The organism is Streptomyces sp. cmx-18-6 (genome assembly GCF_046548915.1).
Classification (GTDB): domain Bacteria; phylum Actinomycetota; class Actinomycetes; order Streptomycetales; family Streptomycetaceae; genus Streptomyces.
Window position 1 is genome coordinate 141,521 of record NZ_JAEBEP010000007.1, and the last position, 24,638, is coordinate 166,158.

Consider the following 24,638-nt stretch of genomic DNA (forward strand, 5'->3'; position numbering starts at 1 on the left):
AAGCTCTTATGGTGGACGGGTGATCGAAGCCCGCCATCTCCGTGTCCTGCGCGCCGTCGCCGCCACCGGCTCGTTCTCCGCCGCCGCCCGCGAGCTGGGCTGCACCCAGCCGGCGGTCAGTCAGCAGATGAAGGCGCTGGAGTCCTCCGCGGGCACCACCCTGCTCATCCGCACCGGTCGCGAGATGCGCCTCACCCAGGCGGGTGAGGCACTGGTGCGGCACGCCTCCGGCATCCTCGCCGGGCTGACCGCGGCCGAGGAGGAGGTCGCCGCCATCGCCGGGCTGCGGGCGGGCCGGGTCCGGCTCGTCTCCTTCCCCAGCGGCAGTTCCACCCTGGTCCCCGGCGCGCTGGCGGCCCTGCGGGCCGAACACCCCGGCACCCGCGTCTCGCTCGTCGAGGCCGAGCCGCCGCGCTCGGTGGACCTGCTGCGCGAGGGCGACTGCGACATCGCCCTGGCCTTCCGTTACGGGAGTGCGGGCGGCGACGCCGAATGGGACGACCTGGTCGTGCGACCGCTGCTCACCGACCGGCTGATCGGCCTGGTCCCGGACGGGCACCGGCTGGCCGACGCGTCGGAGGTGTCCATCGGCGAGCTGGCGGACGAGTCGTGGATCGCGGGCTGCCCGCGCTGCCGCCGCCAGCTCGTGGAGGTCTGCGAGGCGGCCGGTTTCACGCCCCGGATCGACTTCGCCACCGACGACTACCCGGCGGTGATGGGCCTGGTCGGGGCCGGTCTCGGCGTGGCGGTGCTGCCGGAGCTCGCCGTCGAGTCCGTACGGCCCAAGGGTGCGAGGACCGTCGCGGTGGAGCCCGCGATCGAGCGGGAGATCGTGGCCCTCACCCTGCCGGACCTGGCCAGGGTCCCGGCGGTGGCGGCCACGCTGGACCAGCTGTCCCGGGCGGCCGCCCGCTGAGCGGCCGCGCGGCTGCCGGGGCCCGGACGGCGGTGGGGCTTCCGGGCCGTACGGGCGACGGCTTCGGGGCCGTACCTTCGGGGCCGTGCCTTCGGGCCCTAATGCACCTTCGGGCCCTAATGCACCTTCGGGCCCTATTGCGGAAACGTTTCTGCGTTCGACTCGGCCCGGCGGGTGTCAGGTGGGGCCGGAGCCCGTGGTGGCGGTGGTGACGCCCGAGGGCGCGGCGGTGATCAGTCTGGTTCTGGCCCGGCCCATGAGCTCTTCGCGCTCGTCCTCGGTCAGGCCGCCCCACACCCCGTAGGGCTCTCGTACGGCCAGGGCGTGCGCCGCGCACTCGGCCCGTACCGGGCACCGCATGCACACCTCCTTGGCGGAGGTCTCGCGAGCGCTCCGGGCGGCGCCGCGCTCTCCTTCGGGGTGGAAGAACAGGGAGCTGTCGACACCTCGGCAGGCGGCGAGCAGCTGCCAGTCCCACAGGTCTGCGTTGGGTCCGGGAAGGCGGGAGAAATCTGCCATTGCTTGTCCCCTCGAAGCCGTGCTGCGTCGGAAGCGGCATCCTCGACCGCCGGCGAACCGGCAGTCCGTGATCGGCGATCGTCTCTTCGGTGACCTGAGTCTCGACCGTACATCTGCGGTGCTAGTAGATGTAAATATGACTGTTTGCGAATCTAGCCACAGACACCCTTAAAAGGGAAGAAATCTCGCCAAATAGGGCAAGCCGGGGAGTGAAGATTCGGTTGACGGGTGAATCACCCGCGTCGCTCTCCTCCGTGTGTGGGCCCTCACGTAGAGTGCCGAACCCGAAGGTCCGCCCCGTAACTCTTTCGAGTGACCATCGTTAAGAGAACGGATGCGGTTGACGGAGATCGAGCTCGGGCACATGTCCGAGGGGGTCAACCGCACAGGTGACGACTTGTATCAGCCTGGAGGCTCAAGGTGACGCGCATCAGCTGCGGAGGCCGGTCATGACATCCGTGCTCGTCTGCGACGACTCCCCGCTCGCCCGAGAAGCGCTCCGCCGCGCGGTGGCCACCGTGCCCGGTGTCGAGCGCGTGACCACGGCGGCCAACGGCGAGGAAGTCCTCCGCCGCTGGGGGGCCGACCGTTCGGATCTGATTCTGATGGACGTGCGCATGCCCGGTCTGGGGGGTGTGGAGACGGTCCGGCGGCTGCTCTCCGCCGACCCCGGGGCCCGGATCATCATGCTGACCGTCGCCGAGGACCTGGACGGGGTCGCGCTCGCGGTCGCCGCCGGGGCCCGCGGGTATCTGCACAAGGACGCCTCGCGCGCCGAGCTGCGGGCCACCGTCACCCAGGCGCTGGCCGACCCGACGTGGCGGCTCGCCCCGCGCCGGCTCCGGTCCGCCGAGATGGGGGCGGCCCCGACGCTCACCGCGCGGGAGATCCAGGTGCTCGAAGGCATGAGCCACGGCCGTTCCAACGCGGAGATCGGCCGTGAGCTGTTCCTCTCCGAGGACACGGTCAAGACCCACGCCCGGCGGCTGTTCAAGAAGCTCGGGGCCTCGGACCGCGCCCATGCGGTGGCCCTGGGATTCCGCTGGGGGCTGGTCCGCTGACGCCCGGCCCGGACCGCTCCCGTCCGCAGACCGGCGGACGGGGCGACGGGACGGGTCACCAGCGACGCACCCCGTATCCGGGCGCCCTGCGGCGGCGCCATGTGACGCTTCCCGGCCGATGACGCATCCTTGAGTCGTGAAGTTCCTCAGGAACGATAGGAACGATTCGGTCGAGCGGAAGGGGAGGGCGCAGGACATGACATCCGGCGCACCCGCTCATAACGCTTCGGTGCACAACTCGGGACGCGGTGGAGCGGACCGTGCGGCATCAGGGCACCATGGTCCGATGCGCGATGACGAGACCACGGTGATCGGTGCCCTCGTGCACCGTGCCGTCGACGGCGACGCGCAGGCCACCCACGATCTGCTGGCCCACGTCCACCCCCTCGCCCTGCGCTACTGCCGCTCCCGGCTCAACCGCCTCCCCGGTGATGCTCGCCACTTCGTGGAGGACCTCGCACAGGAGGTCTGCGTCGCGGTGCTGATGGCCCTGCCGCGCTACAAGGACACCGGCAGGCCCTTCGAAGCCTTCGTCTTCGCCATCGCCGGCCACAAGGTCGCCGACCTCCAGCGCGCCGCGATGCGCCACCCGGGCTCGACCGCCGTCCCCTCCGACGAGATGCCGGAGCGCCCCGACGACTCGCTCGGCCCGGAGGAGCGCGCCCTGCTCAGCAGCGACGCCGCCTGGGCCAAGAAGCTCCTCGCCAACCTCCCCGAGAGCCAGCGCGAGCTGCTGGTCCTGCGGGTCGCGGTCGGACTGACCGCCGAGGAGACCGGGCGGATGCTCGGGATGTCCCCGGGCGCGGTCCGGGTCGCCCAGCACCGCGCGCTCAGCAGGCTCCGGGCGCTGGCCGAGCAGTAGGGCCCGCCCGCGAGGCATCCCGCGGGAGGCTGAGCCATCCCGTAGGAAGCTACAGAACGCTCAAGTGATCTTGATCGTGGAATGAGACACCCGTAGAGGCCGTTAGCATGGACATCCGCACCGATCAAGGCCATTTGGGGAAGGTGTCATGACTGCAAACGTCGACGGAGTGCCTGAGAAGTTCGCGACGCTCGGGCTGACATACGACGACGTGCTGCTGCTGCCGGGCGCGTCCGAGGTCCTGCCCAACGCGGTCGACACCTCGACTCTCATCTCGCGCAACGTACGGGTGAACATCCCCCTGCTGTCGGCCGCCATGGACAAGGTGACCGAGGCCCGGATGGCCATCGCCATGGCCCGTCAGGGCGGCGTCGGCGTGCTGCACCGCAACCTCTCGATCGAGGACCAGGTCAACCAGGTCGACCTGGTCAAGCGGTCCGAGTCCGGGATGGTCACCGACCCGATCACCGTGAACCCCGACGCCACGCTCGGCGAGGCGGACGCGCTCTGCGCGAAGTTCCGCATCAGCGGCGTGCCGGTCACCGACGCCTCGGGCAAGCTCCTCGGCATCGTGACCAACCGCGACATGGCCTTCGAGTCGGACCGCTCGCGCCAGGTGCGCGAGGTCATGACGCCGATGCCGCTCGTCACCGGCAAGGTCGGGATCTCCGGCGTGGAGGCCATGGAGCTGCTGCGCCGCCACAAGATCGAGAAGCTGCCGCTGGTCGACGAGGCGGGCCTCCTCAAGGGCCTCATCACGGTCAAGGACTTCAAGAAGGCCGAGCAGTACCCGAACGCCGCCAAGGACGCCGAAGGCCGTCTGCTGGTCGGCGCGGCCGTGGGAGCCAGCCCCGAGGCGCTGGACCGCGCCCAGGCGCTCGCCTCCGCCGGGGTCGACTTCCTGATCGTGGACACCTCGCACGGCCACAACAGCAACGCCCTCGACTGGATGGCGAAGATCAAGTCGAGCGTCGGCGTCGACGTCATCGGCGGCAACGTCGCCACCCGCGACGGCGCCCAGGCGCTGATCGACGCCGGTGTCGACGGGGTGAAGGTCGGCGTGGGCCCCGGCTCGATCTGTACGACCCGGGTGGTCGCCGGCATCGGCGTCCCGCAGGTCACCGCGATCTACGAGGCCGCGCTCGCCGCCCGTGCCGCCGGCGTCCCGGTCATCGGCGACGGCGGCCTCCAGTACAGCGGCGACATCGGCAAGGCGCTCGCCGCCGGCGCGGACAGCGTGATGCTGGGCAGCCTCCTCGCGGGCTGCGAGGAGTCCCCGGGCGAGCTGATGTTCATCAACGGCAAGCAGTTCAAGTCGTACCGGGGCATGGGCTCGCTGGGCGCCATGCAGTCGCGCGGCCAGGGCCGCTCGTACTCCAAGGACCGCTACTTCCAGGCCGAGGTGTCCTCGGACGACAAGCTCGTCCCCGAGGGCATCGAGGGCCAGGTGCCCTACCGGGGCCCGCTGGCCAACGTCCTCCACCAGCTCGTCGGGGGCCTGCGCCAGACCATGGGCTACGTCGGCGCGGAGTCCGTCGACCAGATGGAGAGCAAGGGCCGCTTCGTCCGGATCACCTCGGCGGGTCTCAAGGAGAGCCACCCGCACGACATCCAGATGACGGTGGAGGCGCCGAACTACAGCAGGAAGTAACGCATCAGCGCGGGCTGAGGGGCGGACCGGAGTTCCCGGTACCGCCCCTCAGACGCGTGTCGGGGATACTGGTCAGCGCAGACGTAGAGGGAAAGGCCACACATCGTGACTGAGATCGAGATCGGGCGCGGCAAGCGCGGCCGCCGGGCTTACGCATTCGACGACATCGCTGTCGTACCGAGCCGCCGCACCCGGGACCCGAAGGAGGTCTCGATCGCCTGGCAGATCGACGCCTACCGCTTCGAGCTGCCGTTCCTGGCCGCTCCCATGGACTCCGTGGTCTCCCCGCAGCACGCCATCCGCATCGGTGAGCTCGGCGGCCTGGGCGTCCTCAACCTGGAAGGGCTGTGGACCCGGCACGCCGACCCGCAGCCGCTGCTGGACGAGATCGCCGAGATGCCGGTCGAGGCCGCGACCCGCCGGCTCCAGGAGATCTACTCCGCCCCCATCCAGGAGGAGCTGATCGGGCAGCGCATCAAGGAGGTCCGCGACTCCGGAGTCGTCACCGCCGCCGCGCTCTCCCCGCAGCGCACCGCCCAGTTCTCCAAGGCCGTCGTCGACGCCGGGGTGGACATCTTCGTCATCCGGGGTACGACGGTCTCCGCCGAGCACGTCTCGGGCGCGGCCGAGCCGCTCAACCTGAAGCAGTTCATCTACGAGCTGGACGTCCCGGTCATCGTCGGCGGCTGCGCCACGTACACCGCCGCCCTGCACCTGATGCGCACCGGTGCGGCCGGCGTCCTCGTCGGCTTCGGCGGCGGGGCCGCGCACACCACGCGCAACGTGTTCGGCATCCAGGTCCCGATGGCCACCGCCGTCGCGGACGTGGCCGGGGCCCGCCGCGACTACATGGACGAGTCCGGCGGCCGGTATGTGCACGTCATCGCGGACGGCGGCGTCGGCTGGTCCGGCGACCTGCCGAAGGCCATCGCCTGCGGTGCGGACGCCGTGATGATGGGCTCCCCGCTGGCCCGCGCGACGGACGCGCCGGGCCGTGGCCGCCACTGGGGCATGGAGGCCGTCCACGAGGACGTGCCGCGCGGCAAGCTGGTCGACCTCGGCTCGGTCGGGACGACGGAGGAGGTCCTCACCGGCCCCTCCCACACCCCGGACGGCTCGATGAACATCTTCGGGGCCCTGCGCCGCGCGATGGCCACCACCGGCTACAGCGACCTGAAGGAGTTCCAGCGCGTCGAGGTGACGGTGGCGGACTCGCAGCACCGCCGCTGATCTGCTCGTACGTTCCGAAGGAAGGGCCCGGCGCCATCACCTGTGTGATGGCGCCGGGCCCTTCCTTCGGATGTGCGCGGCGGGGTCAGCTTCCCTTCCTGGCGCCGCCGATCGCGCCGAGCGCGCCGAAGGCGAAGAAGAGGTACGTCGTGAACTTGGCCTCCACCTTCCAGGCCGCCGTCACGGTCTCGAAGTGGTCGAAGACCACCTCGGAGAAGGAGACGTGCGCCCGGTCCGACAGCAGCATCGAGATGCCGATGAGCTGGCCGAGGTAGACGGCGGCGGCCGCGAAGACGGCTGCCGCGGCGATGACCACCGGGTTGGAGCCGCCGAGCTTGGCGGCCGCGAAGCCGACGAGGAAGCCGACGCCGATCGCGGCCCAGCCGATCTCGCGCTCGATCGAGCCCAGGAGCACGCCGTACAGAATGCCCGCGACGATCGCCGCGCCGAGGGCGATCAGCACGCCGAGCGCGAGGTTGTTCCGGGCCGGGGGAGCCGGGGCGAAGGGAGAGCCGCCGAACGCGCCGGGCTGCTGGCCGTACTGCCCCGGCTGTCCCTGCTGGTCGGCGAAGGGGTTGCCGGTCGGGGCGGGGGGCTGCTGCCCGCAGGGGTTGCCGGTGGGGGCCGGGGCCTGGCCGTAGGGGTTGCCCGTCGAGGCGGCGGGGGCGGGCTGACCCGGGCCGCCCGCGTAGGGGTTGCCCTCGGCGGGCGGGGAGCCGTACGGCTGCTGGGGCTGGTTCGGCGGCTGCACGGGCTGGCTCACGGTGGGTCTCCCCCAGGAACGAATGCGCACGATTGTGCGAGCTGTGAGGCCGCAGGCTAGCAGTCCGTTCCCGTTTGGTCACCGAAATGTTTGAGGGCCGGACACCACCGCTCCCGTATCGCGGCGAAGCCGTCGTTGCGGCGCGCCGCTTCGGGTCTCAGAGCCGGTGTGCCGCGCCCGCCGGGGTCGCGCCCCGGGTGTCCAGAAGAAGCTGCGCCTTCACCGCGAGGCCCTGGAGGTCGTAGGTGCGGTGCTGCTGGAGCAGTACGGTCAGGTCGGCCGCGGCGGCCGCCTCGTACAGCGAGTCGGCGCGCGGGACGGGGCGTTCGCGTACCCGCCAGTCCAGGACGTGCGGGTCGTGGTAGCCGATCTGGGCGCCCATGTCCATCAGCCGGGTGGCGATCTCGCGGGCGGGCGCGGCCTCCTGGTCGGCGCTGTCCGGCTTGTAGGTGACGCCGAGCAGCAGCACACGCGCGCCCCGGACGGACTTGCCGTGCTCGTTCAGCAGGGTGGCGCAGCGCTGGATGACGTAACTGGGCATCCGGTCGTTGATCTCCTGCGCCAGCGAGACCATCCGCAGCGGGTGGCCGGGGGTGCGGCTGCTGTACGGGAGGCAGCCCGGGTTCACCGGGACGCCGTGGCCGCCGACGCCGGGGCCCGGCCGGAAGGTCTGGAAGCCGAAGGGCTTGGTCTCCGCGCACCGGATGACGTCCCACAGGTCGACGCCGAGGTCGTGGCAGGCCACCGCCATCTCGTTGACCAGCGCGATGTTGACGTGCCGGAAGTTGGTCTCCAGCACCTTCGTCATCTCCGCCTCGCGCGGCCCCCGGGCCCGTACGACCTTGTCGGTGAGCCGCCCGTAGAAGGCGGCGGCCGACTCGGTGCAGGCGGGGGTGAGGCCGCCGATGACCTTGGGGGTGTTGGCGTAGAGGTGGGTGCGGTTGCCGGGGTCGAGCCGGCTGGGGGAGCAGGCGAGGTGGAAGTCCCGTCCGGCGACGAGCCCGGAGCCCTCTTCGAGCAGGGGGCGCAGGAAGGTCTCGGTGGTGCCGGGCGGCACGGCGGACTCCAGCACCACGGTGGTGTGCGGGCGCAGCCGGGCGGCCAGGGCGCGGGCGGCGTCGCCGAGGGCGGTGAGGTCGATGGCGCGGTCGGGGCCGAGGGGGGTGGGGGAGCAGATCACGGCGGTACGGACCCGGCCCAGCTCGGCGGCGCTGGTGGTGGGCCGGAAGCCGCCGGAGAGCATGCGGCGGATCTCGGACGCGGTGAGGGAGCCCTCGACGGGAGTGCGGCCCGCACGGAGCTCCGCGCAGGGACGGGGGTCGGTGTCGTAGCCGACGGTGTCGATCCCGGCCGCCACGGCGGCCTGGACGAGGGGCAGGCCGAGGTGGCCGAGTCCGATGACGGCGAGGTCTGCGGGCATGTCGAGGGGCCGTCCTTCCATAAAGGCGGAGAACGAAAAGCGCAACGTGCTGTGGACAGTGCAATGTCAGACTAGGCGTAAATATGACCTATATGTCGCATTCTGTGACGCCTGTCGTCCGAGTGTTGTCCACAGGCGGTGGCTGAAGTCGGGGAGCGCGGACAGAATCGAGGAGTGGACACGGGCGGCCGGCCCCTCGGCCGGGTGGCACTCCCGTGTCCGACCACCCCGATCCACCGGGAGGCAGCAGTGAGGACAGCGACACTGGGACCCGCCGAGCGCACCGCCGCGCTCGCCGCCATGGCCGAACGCGAGCTGGACGTGCTGGTCGTGGGGGCGGGCGTCGTCGGCGCCGGGACGGTGCTGGACGCCGCGACCAGAGGACTCTCCACCGGTCTGGTCGAGGCGCGCGACTGGGCGTCCGGCACATCGAGCAGGTCGAGCAAGCTGATCCACGGCGGGCTGCGCTATCTGGAGATGCTCGACTTCGCCCTCGTACGGGAGGCGCTGAAGGAGCGCGGGCTCCTCCTGGAGCGGCTCGCCCCGCACCTGGTGAAGCCGGTGCCCTTCCTCTACCCCTTGCAGCACAAGGGCTGGGAGCGGCTCTACGCGGGCTCCGGCGTCGCGCTGTACGACGCGATGTCGGTCTCATCCGGCCATGGCAGGGGCCTGCCCGTGCACCGGCACCTCTCCCGCCGCCGCGCCCTGCGGGTCGCCCCGGCGCTGAAGAAGGACGCCCTGGTCGGCGCACTCCAGTATTACGACGCCCAGATGGACGACGCCCGCTTCGTCACCGAGCTGGTGCGCACCGCCGCCTCCTACGGGGCCCACGTCGCCAACCGGGCCCGGGTGATCGGCTTCCTCCGCGAGGGCGAGCGGGTCGTGGGCGCGCTGGTCCAGGACGTGGAGGGCGGCAGGGAGTACGAGGTCCGGGCCAAGCAGGTGGTCAACGCGACCGGCGTGTGGACGGACGACACCCAGGGGCTCATCGGGGAGCGCGGACAGTTCCACGTCCGGGCCTCCAAGGGCATCCACCTGGTGGTCCCCAAGGACCGCATCCACTCCTCCACCGGGCTCATCCTGCGCACCGAGAAGTCCGTGCTGTTCGTGATCCCCTGGGGCCGGCACTGGATCATCGGCACCACGGACACCGACTGGGACCTGGACAAGGCCCACCCGGCCGCCTCCAGCGCCGATATCGACTACCTCCTCCAGCATGTGAACACCGTCCTGAACACCCCGCTGACCAGGGACGACGTCCAGGGCGTCTACGCCGGACTGCGGCCCCTGCTGGCCGGTGAGTCGGACGCGACGAGCAAGCTGTCGCGCGAGCACACGGTGGCCCACCCCGCTCCCGGGCTCGTGGTCGTGGCGGGCGGCAAGTACACGACGTACCGGGTCATGGCCAAGGACGCGGTGGACGAGGCGGTGCACGGGCTCGACCAGCGGGTCGCCGCCTGCGTCACCGAGGACACCCCGCTGCTGGGCGCCGAGGGATACAAGGCCCTGTGGAACGCGCGCGCCAGGATCGCGGCCCGGACCGGCCTCCATGTCGTCCGGGTGGAGCATCTGCTCAACCGGTACGGCTCAATGACGGAGGAAATTCTGGAACTGGTCCTGGACGACCCCTCCCTGGGCGAACCGCTGCCCGCCGCCGACGACTACCTCCGCGCCGAGATCATCTACGCGGCCTCCCACGAGGGGGCCCGGCACCTGGACGACGTGCTGACCCGGCGGACCCGGATCTCCATCGAGACGTTCGACCGGGGCACCCGCAGCGCCCGGCTCTGCGCCGAGCTGATGGCGCCGGTGCTGGGCTGGGACGCGGACCGGATCGACCGGGAGGTCGAGCACTACGAGAAGAGGGTGGAGGCCGAACGCGAGTCGCAGCGGCAGCCGGACGACCTGACGGCGGACGCTGCCCGGCTCGGCGCTCCGGACATCGTGCCGATTTAGGCGGTGTCCGGCGGATCACGACCGAGGTCGCGACGCCGTTCACCCCGGCGGCCACCGCCCTTCACCTCCAGGCCGGTTGGGCGTTCGGACAGCCCCTGGGGGCCTGTCCTCGCGGCGGTGGCCGCCCGGTCGGCGCTGGACGGGGAGGCCCGGTTGGTAGCAGGCTGTGGGAAGCTCCCCCCGCCGCGCCTTGTCGCGGCGGACCCCGGACCCGGCACCAGGACCGGTCCCGGGGTGAGGGACAATGAACGCTCTGCCAGGGCGGGTTGATCGCAGAGGGGACGCATGTCGGAGGCGGAGCAGGCACGGGAGCCCCAACGGGACAAGAACGGTCGTCTCCTCGCGGGGCGCTACCGGCTCGGGGAGGTGCTCGGCCGCGGCGGCATGGGCACGGTCTGGCGCGCCGCCGACGAGACGCTCGGCCGTACGGTCGCGGTCAAGGAACTGCGGTTCCCGTCGGCCATCGACGACGACGAGAAGCGCCGGCTGATCACGCGCACCCTGCGTGAGGCGAAGGCGATCGCGAGGATCCGCAACAACAGCGCGGTCACCGTCTACGACGTGGTCGACGAGGACGACCGGCCGTGGATTGTCATGGAGCTGATCGAGGGCAAGTCGCTGGCCGAAGCGATCCGCGAGGACGGCACGCTGACGCCGAAGCGGGCCGCCGAGGTCGGGCTCGCCATTCTCGACGTGCTGCGTTCGGCGCACCGTGAGGGCATCCTGCACCGCGACGTGAAGCCGTCCAACGTGCTGATCGCCGAGGACGGCCGGGTCGTGCTCACCGACTTTGGCATCGCCCAGGTCGAGGGCGACCCCTCGGTCACCTCCACCGGCATGCTCGTCGGCGCCCCCTCGTACATCTCGCCGGAGCGGGCCCGCGGCCACAAGCCGGGACCGCCCGCCGACCTGTGGTCGCTCGGCGGCCTGCTGTACGCGAGCGTCGAGGGCTGCCCGCCGTACGACAAGGGCTCGGCCATCGCCACCCTGACGGCCGTGATGACCGAACCGCTCGACCCGCCGAAGAACGCCGGCCCGCTGACCGAGGTGATCTACGGGCTGCTCGCCCGGGACCCCGACCAGCGGCTCGACGACGCCGGTGCGCGGGCGTTGCTCAAGGGTGTGATCAACGCTCCCGACGCCCCTGTCCCGCCGCCCGCCGACGCCACCCAGGTCATGGCCCTGCCGGTGGTGTCCGAGGCCGAACCCGGTTCCGGCAAGGCGGCGAAGACCGCCAAGCCGCCGAAGCAGTCGGGCGGTTCGGGCGAGTCCGGCGAGGGCGCGCGCGACCGGCTGCGCGGAGCGCTGCGTTCCGTGCGGAGCGCGAAGGCGGCGCCGGCCGCCGCGGCGGGGGCGGCGGGAGCCGTTGCGTCCGCTTCCCCGGCTGCCGCTTCCCCGGCTGCCGCTTCCCCGGCTGCCGCTTCGTCGGCTTCCGCCTCCCAGGGCTCCGCCTCCGCGGCCGCCGGGTCGCCCGTCGCGCCGCCCAAGCCCGCCGGCCCGCCCCGCGCGCCGGGCGCGGCCTCCGCCCCGGGCGGCAAGGTCACGACGGCCTCACCGTCCGGTCCGGCGGCCACGACCACGGCCACCGGCCCGAAGTCCCCGGCGAAGCCGCCGGTTTCCGGGGCTGCCGCAGGCACCGCCGCCGTACCGCCGCAGCGGCCTCCGACGTCGCCTGCCACCACCCGCGCCTCGATCACCGACGTCGTGCCGCGCCGCACGCTCGCGATCATCGCGGGCGTCATCGTTCTCGCGATCCTCGGCACCGTTCTCGCGCTCAACCTCGGCGACGGCGACAAGTCCGACTCCGGTGGCGGCAAGGGCGACACCGCCGCCTCCGCCGGAGCCGCGACGGGCGGCGGTTCCGGCGAGAAGGGCGACAAGGAGGGCGGGCAGAAGGAAGGGCAGGGCGGCGAGGACGGCAAGGCGTCCGGCGAACCGACGGGAGACGACCCGAAGACGGACGAGCCCGGCGCGGACGACCCCGCCGACGATCCGAAGACCGACGACCCGAAGACCGACGAGCCGGGCGACGCTCTGCCCGCCGGGTACAAGCCGGTCACCGACGACCGCTTCCGCTTCACCATGGCGATGCCGGGGAACTTCAAGCGCACGGCCATAGCGGGCTCGAACTCCGGCGGCGTCTACAACGCCGAGCGCGGCAGCTTCCCCCGGGTCCAGGTCGACTTCAACAGCTCGCCCAAGGACGACGCGGTCGCCGCTTGGCGCGGGCTGGTCGCGAGCACCAGGCTCCGCAGCGAGGGCTATGAGCACGTGAGCATAAAGAAGGTCGAGTACAACGGCTATCCGACCGTCGCGGACTGGACGTTCGAGCGCAGCCACGACGGCGTCCGGGTCCGGGTCCTGAACCGCGGCTTCAAGGTCGACGCCAACCGCGGGTACTCGATCATGACCAGCTGCAAGGTGGACGAGTGGGACGGGGACGAGTGCCGCACGCTGCGCGAGACGGCGTTCGCCACCTTCAAGCCCACGGGCTGATCGCCCGGCCGCGCGTCGGGCACGGGGCGGGCCCCGCGCATCGGTTATTGGGCGGGCCGCGCATCGGGTATTGGACGGGCCGGGTTGGTACGACCCGGCCCGTCCGCCCGCGTTGCCACGTATCGTAAGACGAGGCAGACCGTACGCAGCCGGAACAGTGGGTCAATTGCCCGCCGAATGACCGTAACTGACTGATTCGTACGGACCTGAAGGCCGGGGAACAGCGCGCTCTGGGGAGGCGTCGTGGACGACTACGCGGGTCGGGTGCTTGCCGACCGCTATCGCCTTCCGCTGCCTCCGTCCGATGGCTTCGAACTGGCCGAGACCCGGGCGTTCGACACCTACAGCGGCCAGGAAGTCCTGGTCCGCCAGGTGCCGTTGCCGGAGATCGTGGACGCCGAGATGCTCGACGCGGACGGCCGGGCGTCGGGGGCCGGGCGCGCCGCCGGGCGGGCGGTGCGCCGCAGTACGGACCCCGCGGTCCGGCGGGCGATCGAGGCCGCGCAGGCCGCCGCCCAGGTCCCCGACCATCCCCGGCTCGACCAGGTCTTCGACGTGTTCGCCGAGGCCGGTTCGCTCTGGATAGTCAGCGAGCTCGTCGCGGCCCGCCCGCTCGCCGCCCTCCTCGCCGAGCGCCCCCTCAACCCGTACCGGGCCGCCGAGATCGCCTCCGACGTGCTCACCGCCCTGCGGGTGCTCCACGCGCACGGCTGGACCCACCGCAACATCACCGTCCGCACGGTCCTGGTCTGCGACGACGGCCGCGTCATGCTGACCGGCCTGGCGGCGGGCGCGGCCGAGGAAGCCCTCTGCGGGTACGCCCCCGAGCCGCTGCCGGACGACGAGCCGGTGGGCGCTTCGGAGACGTACGGGGAGCACGGCGGGCATGGGGGGTACGGGGAGCACGGTGAGTACGGGGGCTATGCGGCCGCCGAGGTCGGCGCGGCCTACGAGACGCAGGGGATACCGGTCGTCGAGGCGTTCGACGCGGTTGATGGCGCTGACGCCGTTGACGCGCTTGACGAGGCCGATGAGGTCGACGAGGCCGATGAGTTCGACGCGGTCGGTGAATTCGTCGAGGGTGACGAGGGCGACGACGTCGGGGCCGTAGGCGCGGATGGGTCTTCCGCGTCTCCCGGCGCCGTTGGAGCGGCCGAGACGGGTGAGTCGCCGGGCGGTCGAGGTCCCTACTCCCTCCCGCACTCGCTTCCGCCGGCCGAGACCTATGACCGCTATGACAGCGGGGAGCTGCCCGCCGTACCGCCGCCCTATGTGCAGCAGAACCGGCCGTACGCGCAGCAGCCGCCCCAGGGCGGCGGGCCGCAGGGGCAGGAGCCCGAGGCCCCCGCCTCCGGGCCGGACGGCGCGCACGGTACGGACGGCGGCCAGGAGCTCGTCCCGCGTCCCGCCGCGCCCGCCGTGCCCTACGTCGGCGCACCGCGGCCCCCCGCCGAGCCGGGGGCCGGGAGCGCCGCGCAGTTGCGGGCCGCCCGCGCCGGGGCGATCGCCGCCTACCGCGCGGGCGCGCGCGCCGCCGCCCGGGTCACCGAGGACCGGCAGCAGGCGGCCGGGAACACCCCGGCGGCCCCCACGAACCTCGCGAAGGACGCCCCGGGGGGCGAGGCGGACACCGCCACCCCCGAGGGCGAGGCGCAGCACCCCCCCGCCCCCTTCTCCCCCGGCCTGCCCGCCCCCCGTATGACCGGCCCCTGGGGCGGCCCGGGCGAGGACCCGTACGACGACGAGGATGACGAGGACGACGAAGAGGGCCCCCGCCCGCCCGGCCGCCGCGTCCACCTCGCGGGCACCTGGGACGACGGGCCCGGCTCCGGGCGGTCCGTCCCGGCGGGCGGCTCCGGCCAGGACGCGCTGCGCGCCGACTCCCGCCGCCCCGGCCCGCCGTCCTCCGCCCTCGCCCCCGCCTCGCGGGCCCCGGTCGCCGACCGGGCCGCCTCCAGCGCCTGGGAGGAAGCCGTCGCGGGCGGCAGCAGGGCCGCCGCCTACCGGGGCCCCGAGACGCCCCTCGCGGCCGAGCGGGCCCGGCAGGCGCGGATCGCCGTCGTCGGACCCGTCACCGAACGCTGGGCCCCCGAACAGGCGGGCCCCGTCCACGAGAACTGGCGGCTCGCGCCCCCCATCGGCCCCTCCACCGACCTGTGGGCGCTCGGCGCGCTGCTCTACCGCGCCGTCCAGGGCCACGCCCCCTACCCCGAGGAGAACGCGGCCGAGCTCGTCCAGATGGTGTGCGCCGAGCCGCCCGCCTTCGCGGAGGAGTGCGGGGCGCTGCGGCCCGTCGTGGAGTCGCTGCTGCGCCAGGACCCCACGGAGCGGCCGGACTTCGAGGAGCTGCGCGGCTGGCTGCGTTCGCTGGTGCGCTCCGCCCCCGAGCCGGAGGCGGGCGCGGACGTGGTCCCGCTGCCGGCGCCCGACGCCACCCGGCTTCCCGTCGTACGCCGCCGGGGCGAGCTGGTCCGCAGGCGGCGGGGCCGGTTCGGCGGGGGAGCGGCGCACGGCCGCCACCGGCAGGGCAAGGGGCAGCGGCAGCAGATGGAGAAGCGGCGTGCGGCCGACCGCCCGGACCCGCGCCGCCGGCCCCCGCCGCAGCGACGCGAATCGGCACGGGTCCCCGAGCCGTCCGGCCACCCCGTCGACGCCTGGGAGTCCCGCCCGTCCCGGGCACCGCGCGAGCCCAAGGGCCCCCGGGTGCTGCGCGAACCGGCCCGGCCGTCCCAGGGGCGTTCGCCGCGCCACCTCGGCCGGCTGCTGCTGATCCTGATCCTGCTGCTGATGGCCGCCGCCGTCGCGTACGCCTTCCTCTTCCTGCCGAAGCAGGAGCCGGAGGGGCGGACCGGCGCGTCCGGACAGCCCACGGGCCCGGCGGCCTCCGCACCGCCCGGCACCGGGTCGCCCGCTCCCTCCCCGGAGTCGTCGGCCCCCGCCGCCGAGCCGCCCGCCGACCCCGGCTCCCAGCAGCCGCAGACCAGCCGCTCCGCCGCCGCGCTCGCCTCCGGCTACGAGCTTCGCAAGGACGCGGAGGGCTTCGCGATCGGCGTACCGAAGGACTGGCAGCGCAGCCCCGCCAACGCGGACCGTCAGATCCGTTACGGCAGCGACGGGTTCACCCTGCTCGTGGTGCCCGGCCGGGACACCGTGAAGGCGGTCGGCGGCGACCCGCTGGACTACCAGCGCGACAAGCAGCCCGAACTCCAGCCGTTCCGGGACTCCAGCTGGTCCACCTCGTCCGGGCTGCGCCGGGTCGACGTGGGCCGGCAGGCCATGGCCGAGGGGCAGTTCACCTGGCAGGACAGCGGGGGGCGCGAGGTGTACGTCCGCAACCTCGCCATGATCGTCGACGGCCGCTACCACATCATCCAGGTCATCGGCCCGGAGAACGACCGCGACAGGGTCAGCGAGATCTATCGGCAGGCCGTCAACTCGTACCGGGTGAGCGCCTGAGCGCCCGGCACCCTGGGCAGGGATGAGGAACGCCCCCGCCCCGCTGCTTGTGGCCCTGGCGCCCCTGACACCCTTCCCCCGTGGACGTCTCTCGGAAGGGAAAGGTGACCCACCCATGCGGTTCTCCCCGCACGATGTCGTTTTTCGTGTCCAGCTCAACCTGGAGCAGGTGAGCACCGCCGACGAGGCGATGCGGGTCTGGCTGCCGCTGGTGGCCGAACTCCAGCCGTCCGCAGTGACGTTCAAGGCCGCCCACCCCGATGGCCTGCGCCGCGGATTTCTGGCCGGCCTCCTTGTGGCGGCCCCCCTGGCAGGGGCCGGGAGCACGGGGAGCGAGGCCGTTGACGGCAAGAGTGCGCGGGGTCGGCTGTCCGCCTCGGTGTCGCCGCTCGCGAGGCGGCTGGGCCTGGACCCGGGGGCGTTCGAGGCCGACGAGGAGGGCGCCGGCGGCGTGCTGGGCGCCAAGGACGGGCCGGTCGTCAGCGACGACGCGCCGCACGGGGCGTATCTCCTCCACGCCCGGATCGGCGCGGATCCCCTGAACCCCGAGGGGGAAGAGGCGGACTACGCGGACACGGGTGAAGACCTGCTCTGAGCCCGGCCCGGAAGGCGCGCCGTCAAGCCCTCGCCAACGGGGCCGGTGATCAGGCCGAGTCGGCGAGTCCCCCGGCCCGGACCGAAATCACGTGCGGCTCGGTTGCCCACCGGCGTCCGATCCACCGCCACTTGGCCGGAGTCGACAACCATCACAGTGCGGTCTCGTGGGCGATCCCCGGTTCCCCGCCGCCGCCCCCGCTCCGTAATCTGGCAGCCGAGGAACGGGGCGGGGACACACGTGGACGGAACACAAGGCGCGGCTGCGGGACTGGTGCTGGCGGGGCGTTACCGGCTGGGCGAGGTCCTCGGGCGCGGGGGCATGGGCAAGGTCTGGCGCGCCCATGACGAGGTGTTGCACCGCACGGTCGCGGTCAAGGAGTTGACCGCCGGGCTGTACGTCGCCGAGGCCGACCGGCTCGTCCTGCACGCCCGCACGCAGAAGGAGGCGCGTGCGGCGGCCCGTATCACGCACCCCGGCGTCGTCACCGTCCACGATGTGATCGAGTACGACAAACGCCCCTGGATCGTCATGCAGTACGTCGACGGGCCCTCGCTCGCCGACGCCGCCAAGGAGAGCGGCGAGATCGCCCCGCGCGAGGCCGCCCGGATCGGCTTCCATGTGCTGGGCGCGCTGCGCGCCGCGCACGGGGCCGGGGTGCTGCACCGCGACGTGAAGCCCGGCAACGTCCTGCTGGCCCGCGACGGGCAGGTGCTCCTGACCGACTTCGGGATCGCCGCCATCGAGGGCGACTCCACCATCACCCGGACCGGTGAACTGGTGGGCTCCATCGACTACCTGGCCCCCGAGCGGGTACGCGGCGGCGACCCCGGGCCCGCCTCCGACCTCTGGTCGCTGGGCGCGACCCTGTACACGGCGGTCGAGGGCCGTTCCCCCTTCCGCCGTACGTCCCCGATCTCCACCATGCAGGCCGTCGTCACCGAGGAACCGCCGCCGCCCGTCAACGCCGGTCCGCTGGGCCCCGTCATCATCGCGCTCCTCCGCAAGGACCCGGCCCACCGGCCCGCCCCCGCCGAGGCCGAGCAGATGTTCCTGGAGGCCATGGAGGGCCGGGAGCCGCGCTCGGCCCAGGCGCATGTGCCGACGCAGCGGGTGCCGGAGGAGGCCCGGTACGGGTTCCCGGCCACGGACGCCCCGGGCTCCGGCGGTTCCGGCTCCGACGGCTCCACGGCCCGGCTCCCCGGCCGGCCCCCCGCACCGGCGCTTTCGACGCCCCCGCCCACCGCTCCCGTCGCCGGCCGCACCTCCACCCCCGTCACCCGGCGCGGTGGGTACCGGCGGCGCACGGTGCTCGTCACGGTCGCCGCCACAGCGGTTCTCGGGGGCGTGGCCGGGCTGGTCGCGCTGAACTACGGCGGAGGCGCGGGCCGTTCCGCCGTGGCCGACGAGCGGACGGCCGCCCCCACCACCCCCGCCCCCATCACCGAGCAGGGGGCGCCGGAGATACCCGAGGGCTGGCGCCGGGTCGACGATCCGGCGGGCTTCAGCCTGGTCGTGCCGAAGGACTGGAAGCGCCGGGTGCAGGACGGGCAGATCGACTACACGCCGGACGACGGGGCCCACCGGATCCGGATCAGCGTCGACCCGGACCCGGACTTCGACCATCCGTACCTCCATATGGAGAACATGGAGCAGCAGCTCTCCGAGCGGCTGCCGGGCTACCGGCGGATCGCGCTGGAGAAGAACACCTTCCGCGATCGGCCGGGCTCGCTCTGGGAGTTCACCTGGAACGAGACCAAGGACCACGCCGGCCCCCGGCACGGGATCGACCAGATGTACTACGGCGGCCCGGGCGGCCCCGAGTACGCCCTCTATCTGACGGCCCCGGAAGAGGGCTGGAAGACCAGCCGCGAGCGCTTCGACATCATGCTGCGCAGCTGGCGGGCCCCCGCCGCGCAGAACTGACCGGAGGCCGGCCCCGTACGCCGTGCCGCCGGTCCCGTACGCCGTGAACGCCGGTCCTGTAGGCCGTGCCCCCGGTCCCGTACGCCCAGCGCCGCCCCCCCCGGGGCCCGTCCCCGGGTACGCATCGGTCCCGTGAGCCCGTCTCCGTACGTCACGGTTCCGTACGTCACGGTCCCGGTCCCGTACGTCACGGCTCTGCATCCGGTGACCGGCCCCTGTGGTGTCCGCCCCCGGGCGTGACCCAGGATGGGGCCATGAGCAACCACGGGGGACGGGCCAACGAGCCCACCAGTTACGGACTCCAGCCGCCGCGCCCCACGCCGCCCGCCGGCGCACCCGATCCCGCGCCCCCGACGCCCTCCGCGCACATCCCCGCCCCGCAAGGCCCGCAAGCCCCTCAGGCCCCGCACGCCCCCACCGCCTCCCAGGCCCCGCCGGCCCCGGACGGCGCGGTGGACCGGGTCGTCGGAGGGCGCTACCGGCTGCTGGCCCGGCTCGGGCACGGCGGGATGGGCACGGTGTGGCGGGCGCACGACCAGGTCGTCGACCGTGAGGTGGCCGTCAAGGAGCCCCGCGTACCGGAGCACCTGGGCGAGCGCGAACACGCCACCGCCCACCGGCGCATGCAGGTGGAGGCGCGGTCCGCCGCCCGGATCGACCACCCCTCGGTCGTCACCATCCACGACGTCGTCATGGAGGACGGCCGGCCGTGGATCGTCATGGAGCTGGTGCGCGGCCAGTCGCTCGGCGACCGCCTCCAGGAAGGCATCCTCGACACCCGCGAGGCCGCCAGGATCGGCCTCGCTGTCCTCGACGCCCTGACCGCCGCCCACGCCGCGGGCATCCTGCACCGGGACGTCAAGCCGGACAACGTGCTGCTCGGCACCGCCGACCGGGTCGTCCTCACCGACTTCGGGATCGCCCAGGTGGAGGGCGAGCAGCGGCTCACGGAGACGGGGGCGTTCATCGGCTCGCCCGAGTACATCTCGCCGGAGCGGGTGCTCGGCCAGCACCCGGGACCGGCCTCCGACCTCTGGTCGCTGGGGGTCGTGCTGTACGCGGCGGTGGAGGGGATGTCCCCGTACCGCCGCTCGAACACCCCGGCCACCCTCCAGGCCGTGCTCACCGCCGAACCGCAGATGCCCGCGCGCGCCACGGACGCCTTCGGGCTGCTCGTGATGCGGCTGCTCCGCAAGGACCCGGCGGCCCGCCCGCCCACCGCCGAGGTCCGCCGGGTGCTCCAGGAGATCGCCGCCCCGGCCCGGCCCACCGAGCTGTTCGCCGCCTCGACGGGCGGTGGCAGCAAGTGGGTGCCGCCGGTGCTGCACCGCAACCGGGCCGCGCAGTTCGGCCTGGCGGGCGGGGCGCTGGCGGTGGTGCTGGCGCTGGTCCTGGTCCTGGTCAACCCGTTCGCGGGCGACGGGCCGCCCGAGGGGTGGCAGGTCAGGCCGGAGAACGAGGTGCTGTCGGCGGACGTGGCGGTGCCCGAGGACTACAAGCGGGTTGAGCAGGACGGCGGCGAGCTGGTCTGGTACGTGGACCCCAGCGGCGTCTTCGAGATCACCTTCTGGCGGCGGGGCCAGAGCGAGGACAGGGAAGACCCGGGACCCGACCCGGCGGCCCGTAAGGCGTACTACGAGAAGGGCGGGGAGAACGCCACGCAGATGGCGGACGCCTCCCCGACCCACAAGAAGGTCAAGCACCAGGGGCGCGACGCCGTCGACATGGTCACCGACTACATCCCGTACGCCGACGCCTCCGACGACGACCCCGTGCGCTACCGGCTCCACGAGCTGCTGATCCCCGGCGAGAAGCCGGAGGAGCCGCACTGGAACGCCCGGGTGCGGATGCCGGCGCAGGGACAGGCGGCCGAGGACGGGGAGCGGATCTTCGCCGAGGTCGTCGAGGGGCTGAAGATTCACGATTCCTGACGGCTGCGGGCGGATCGCGTCCGCCCGCACCGCCGCATAGCCACTGATCAGCGGTTATGTCGCCAGTGATCGCTGGCTCGTTCGAGGTGATGGCCCTGGATGGCCGGCGGGTCCGGTGAAAATCTGTTACCCACGGGTACCCAAAGGGTGCGTCTGGACATACTCTCGGCCTCATGACGGACTCGCAGGCCCCTGACGCCCCTCTCGGTACGAACCCCGTGGCGGTCGCCCCCGCCGGCGTGCGCACGGCCGCCGACGTGGTCACCCCCGAGGTGATCGCCCAGCTGACCCGCGGCGTCGTCGGGTCGGGCCGCACGGCCAACCACGCGCCGTTCACCGGCGAGAAGCTGGCCGATCTGCCCGAGTCCACCCCCGAGGACGTCGCCGCCGCCTTCGACCGGGCCCGCGCCGCCCAGCCGGCCTGGGCCGACACCCCCGTCCGGCAGCGGGCCGCCGTCCTGCTCCGCTTCCACGACCTCGTGCTCAGCCGCCAGTCCGAGGTCCTCGACCTCATCCAGCTGGAGACCGGCAAGGCCCGGCTGCACGCCCATGAGGAGGTGCTGTCCGTCGCCGTCGCCGCCCGCCACTACGGGCGCAGGGCCGCCTCCTACCTCAGGCCGAAGCGGCACACCGGCGTCGTCCCCACCCTCACCAAGGTCACCGAACTGCGCCAGCCGCGCGGGGTGATCGGCCAGATCGCCCCGTGGAACTACCCCTTCGAGCTGTCCGTGGGCGACGCCCTGCCCGCGTTCGTCTCCGGCAACGCCGTCGTGATGAAGCCCGACACGGAGACCGCGCTGACCGCCCTGTGGGCCCGTGACCTGCTCATCGAGGCCGGACTGCCCGCCGAGGTCTTCCAGGTCGTCCTGGGCGAGGGACCCGTCGTCGGCCCCGAGGTCGTCAGCCGCGCCGACTACGTCTCCTTCACCGGCTCCACCCGCACCGGCCGCGAGGTCGCCATCGGCGCGGCCTCCCGCCTGGTCGGCGTGTCGCTGGAGCTCGGCGGCAAGAACGCCATGCTCGTCCTGAAGGACGCCGACGTCGAGAAGGCCGCCCAGGGCGCGGTCCGCGCCTGCTTCTCCTCCGCCGGGCAGCTCTGCATCTCCATCGAGCGGCTGTACGTCCACGAGTCCGTCGCCGACGACTTCGTGGAGCGCTTCGCCACCCGTACGAAGGCCATGCGGCTCGGCAACTCCCTCGCGTACGGGGCCGACATGGGCTCCCTCGTCGGGGAACGCCAGCTGGAGACCGTCAGCCGGCATGTCGCCGAGGCCGTCGAGAAGGGCGCGACGCTCATCGCGGGCGGGGTCGCCCGCCCCGACATCGGCCCGCTGTTCTACGAGCCGACCATCCTCGACGGAGTGGAGGCGCCGATGGCCGTCTGCACCGAGGAGACCTTCGGCCCGGTCGTCGCCATCTACCGGTTCAGCGACGAGGACGAGGTGATCGCGCTGGCCAACGCCACCCCGTACGGTCTCAACTCCAGCGTCTGGACCACCGACTCGCGACGCGGCCACCGGATCGCCGCCCGGCTGCGGACCGGCACCGTCAACATCAACGAGGGGTACGCCCCCGCCTACGGCAGCGTCCAGTCCCCGATGGGCGGCATGAAGGACTCCGGTCTCGGCCGGCGGCACGGTTCCGAGGGCATCCTCAAGTTCACCGAGGCCCAGACCGTCGCCCAGCAGCGGCTGATCCCGCTCGCGCCGTCCTTCGGGATGGACGACGAGAAGTACGCCGCGTTCATGACCCGCAGCCTCAAGGCGATGAAGGCGTTCCGGCTGCGCTGAGCGCCCCGCCGGAAGCCGCCGCAGTACGCCCTTTTCGTTCCGATTCCGTAGTGAGGAGCGCCATGTCCCAGGACAGCCCTGCCCAGAAACAGGCCGTGAGCCATGTGCCGGCCGAGGACGACGCCGCGTACGACTACGACGTCCTGGTCGTCGGCTCCGGCTTCGGCGGGGCGGTGTCCGCCCTGCGGCTGACGGAGAAGGGATACCGCGTCGGAATCCTGGAGGCGGGCCGCCGCTTCACCCCCGGCACGCTCCCCAAGACGTCCTGGGACCTCAAGAACTACCTCTGGGCCCCCGCCCTCGGCCTCTTCGGCATCCAGCGCGTCCATCTGCTCGGCAACGTCATGGTGCTCGCCGGGGCGGGCGTCGGCGGCGGCTCGCTCAACTACGCCAACACGCTGTACGTGCCGCCCGCGCCGTTCTTCGAGGACCGCCAGTGGGCCTCGATCACCGACTGGCAGGACGAGCTGAAGCCGTACTACGACCAGGCCCGCCGGATGCTCGGGGTCCGCCTCAACCCGACCATGACCCCCTCCGACGTCCACCTCAAGAACGCCGCCGAGGCGATGGGCGTCGGCGACACCTTCCACCTGGCCCCGGTCGGCGTGTTCTTCGGCGACGGCAAGGACGCGGACGGCACCGCGAGGGCCAAGCCGGGCGACACCGTCCCCGACCCGTACTTCGGCGGCGCGGGACCCGCCCGCAAGGCGTGCACCGAGTGCGGCGAGTGCATGACGGGCTGCCGCCACGGAGCCAAGAACACCCTCAACGAGAACTACCTCCATCTCGCGGAGAAGGCCGGAGCGGTCATCCACCCGATGACCTCCGTCGTCGCGGTCACCGACGACCCCGAGGGCGGCTACCGGGTCCTCACCGTCCCCACCGACCGCCGCCGCAAGGCGAAGCCCACCCGGCTGCGCGCCCGCAAGGTGGTCGTCGCGGCGGGCACGTACGGCACCCAGACCCTGCTGCACACCATGAGGGACCGGGGCCTGCTGCCCCGGCTCTCCACGAGGCTCGGTGAGCTGACCCGTACCAACTCCGAGGCGCTGGTGGGCTCCCAGACCAGCGACCGGCGCTACCGCAAGAAGCACGGCATCGCCAAGGCCGACTTCTCGCAGGGCGTCGCGATCACCTCCTCGATCCACCCGGACGACAACACCCACATCGAGCCCGTCCGTTACGGCAAGGGCTCCAACGCCATGGGCGCGATGTCGATCCTCCAGGTGCCCTACGGGGCCCACCGGGTGCGCGGCTGGCTCGCCAACATGGTCAAGCACCCCACCCTCGCCGCCCGTTCGCTCTCCAACCACCACTGGTCCGAGCGCACCATCATCGGGCTCGTCATGCAGTCGCTCGACAACTCCCTGACGACGTACCGCAAGACGGGCGGCATCGGCAAGGGCCTGCTCACCGCCCGCCAGGGCCACGGCGCGCCCAACCCGACCCAGATCCCCGAGGCGACCCGCAGCGCCACCCTCCTCGCCGAGGAGATCAACGGCTTCGCCGGCTCCAACGTCGGCGAGCTGATGGGCACCCCGCTCACCGCCCACTTCCTCGGCGGCTGCCCGATCGGCGCGAGTGCGGAGGAGGGCGTCATCGACCCGTACCACCGCCTCTACGGCCACCCCGGCATCAGCGTCGTCGACGGCTCCGCGATCTCCGCCAACCTCGGCGTCAACCCGTCGCTGACCATCACGGCCCAGGCCGAGCGCGCGATGTCGCTGTGGCCCAACAAGGGCGAGGCGGACCCGCGCCCGGAGCAGGGCGCGGGCTACGAACGCCTCACGCCCGTCGAGCCGTTGGCCCCGACCGTGCCCAAGGACGCGTTCGCGGCGCTGAAGCTGCCGTTCCTCGGCATCCCCGTGGTGCCGCCGAGGGACACCGTGGAGGCCGGTGCGGACGTGAAGGGCGTCGGGAACACCCCCGTACCCAATCCGTGATCATCTCTTGGGCCGCTCTTCGGAGAACGGTGCGCCCGACCCCGTACGCTGCGGGGTCGAACGCCTGACTGCCCGGTGACGGGGGCAGTCGCACAGCTCCTGCCGAGTCCCCGAGGTCCCGCG

16 protein-coding genes are annotated in these 24,638 nt (G+C 72.8%); 13 read left to right on the plus strand and 3 right to left on the minus strand.

Features of this window, described 5'->3' with window-relative positions; genetic code table 11:
- Positions 1–19 precede the first annotated feature (19 nt).
- Positions 20–916 carry a LysR family transcriptional regulator gene (locus ACLJPL_RS18420; protein ID WP_411081907.1) on the plus strand — a complete coding sequence of 299 codons (897 nt, stop codon included), beginning with the start codon at positions 20–22 and terminating at the stop codon, positions 914–916.
- A gap of 177 nt (positions 917–1,093) precedes the next feature.
- Here the strand turns inward: ACLJPL_RS18420 and ACLJPL_RS18425 are convergent, their stop codons facing one another.
- Entirely contained in the window at positions 1,094–1,435 is a 342-nt protein-coding gene (locus tag ACLJPL_RS18425) for a WhiB family transcriptional regulator (RefSeq protein WP_411081908.1), read from the minus strand.
- 449 nt (positions 1,436–1,884) lie between these two features.
- Between ACLJPL_RS18425 and ACLJPL_RS18430 the strand changes: the two genes are divergently transcribed.
- The 4 genes from ACLJPL_RS18430 to ACLJPL_RS18445 all read left to right on the plus strand — a co-directional run bounded on the left by ACLJPL_RS18430 (position 1,885) and on the right by ACLJPL_RS18445 (position 6,239).
- On the plus strand, positions 1,885–2,496 hold the full coding sequence (locus tag ACLJPL_RS18430) for a response regulator transcription factor (RefSeq protein ID WP_003948568.1): 612 nt from the start codon (positions 1,885–1,887) through the stop codon (positions 2,494–2,496).
- A gap of 286 nt (positions 2,497–2,782) precedes the next feature.
- Entirely contained in the window at positions 2,783–3,358 is a 576-nt protein-coding gene (locus ACLJPL_RS18435; RefSeq protein ID WP_006126954.1) for a sigma-70 family RNA polymerase sigma factor, read from the plus strand.
- 148 nt (positions 3,359–3,506) lie between these two features.
- A complete protein-coding gene (gene guaB / locus ACLJPL_RS18440) occupies positions 3,507–5,009 on the plus strand; it encodes an IMP dehydrogenase (RefSeq protein WP_411081909.1) in 1,503 nt (500 codons plus the stop codon).
- A 105-nt stretch (positions 5,010–5,114) separates the two neighbouring features.
- On the plus strand, positions 5,115–6,239 hold the full coding sequence (locus ACLJPL_RS18445; protein WP_015610798.1) for a GuaB3 family IMP dehydrogenase-related protein: 1,125 nt from the start codon (positions 5,115–5,117) through the stop codon (positions 6,237–6,239).
- An 85-nt stretch (positions 6,240–6,324) separates the two neighbouring features.
- Here ACLJPL_RS18445 and ACLJPL_RS18450 read toward each other — a convergent pair whose 3' ends face one another.
- A complete protein-coding gene (locus ACLJPL_RS18450; protein WP_411081910.1) occupies positions 6,325–7,002 on the minus strand; it encodes a hypothetical protein in 678 nt (225 codons plus the stop codon).
- 157 nt (positions 7,003–7,159) lie between these two features.
- Entirely contained in the window at positions 7,160–8,422 is a 1,263-nt protein-coding gene (locus tag ACLJPL_RS18455; protein ID WP_411081911.1) for a nucleotide sugar dehydrogenase, read from the minus strand.
- A gap of 249 nt (positions 8,423–8,671) precedes the next feature.
- Between ACLJPL_RS18455 and ACLJPL_RS18460 the strand changes: the two genes are divergently transcribed.
- From ACLJPL_RS18460 to ACLJPL_RS18495, 8 genes are all read left to right on the plus strand, one after another.
- A complete protein-coding gene (locus tag ACLJPL_RS18460; protein ID WP_411081912.1) occupies positions 8,672–10,378 on the plus strand; it encodes a glycerol-3-phosphate dehydrogenase/oxidase in 1,707 nt (568 codons plus the stop codon).
- Between the two features lie 285 nt (positions 10,379–10,663).
- Positions 10,664–12,874 carry a protein kinase domain-containing protein gene (locus ACLJPL_RS18465; RefSeq protein ID WP_411081913.1) on the plus strand — a complete coding sequence of 737 codons (2,211 nt, stop codon included), beginning with the start codon at positions 10,664–10,666 and terminating at the stop codon, positions 12,872–12,874.
- 243 nt (positions 12,875–13,117) lie between these two features.
- Positions 13,118–16,330 carry a protein kinase gene (locus ACLJPL_RS18470; RefSeq protein WP_411081914.1) on the plus strand — a complete coding sequence of 1,071 codons (3,213 nt, stop codon included), beginning with the start codon at positions 13,118–13,120 and terminating at the stop codon, positions 16,328–16,330.
- Positions 16,331–16,445: 115 nt separating this feature from the next.
- The gene (locus ACLJPL_RS18475) at positions 16,446–16,925 is read left to right on the plus strand and encodes a hypothetical protein (protein WP_411081915.1); all 480 of its coding nucleotides are present in this window, start codon (positions 16,446–16,448) and stop codon (positions 16,923–16,925) included.
- Positions 16,926–17,165: 240 nt separating this feature from the next.
- The gene (locus tag ACLJPL_RS18480; protein ID WP_411081916.1) at positions 17,166–18,851 is read left to right on the plus strand and encodes a protein kinase domain-containing protein; all 1,686 of its coding nucleotides are present in this window, start codon (positions 17,166–17,168) and stop codon (positions 18,849–18,851) included.
- Positions 18,852–19,105: 254 nt separating this feature from the next.
- On the plus strand, positions 19,106–20,782 hold the full coding sequence (locus ACLJPL_RS18485; RefSeq protein ID WP_411081917.1) for a serine/threonine-protein kinase: 1,677 nt from the start codon (positions 19,106–19,108) through the stop codon (positions 20,780–20,782).
- Positions 20,783–20,955: 173 nt separating this feature from the next.
- The gene (locus ACLJPL_RS18490; protein WP_411081918.1) at positions 20,956–22,572 is read left to right on the plus strand and encodes a succinic semialdehyde dehydrogenase; all 1,617 of its coding nucleotides are present in this window, start codon (positions 20,956–20,958) and stop codon (positions 22,570–22,572) included.
- Between the two features lie 62 nt (positions 22,573–22,634).
- On the plus strand, positions 22,635–24,515 hold the full coding sequence (locus ACLJPL_RS18495) for a GMC oxidoreductase (RefSeq protein WP_411081919.1): 1,881 nt from the start codon (positions 22,635–22,637) through the stop codon (positions 24,513–24,515).
- Positions 24,516–24,638 lie beyond the last annotated feature (123 nt).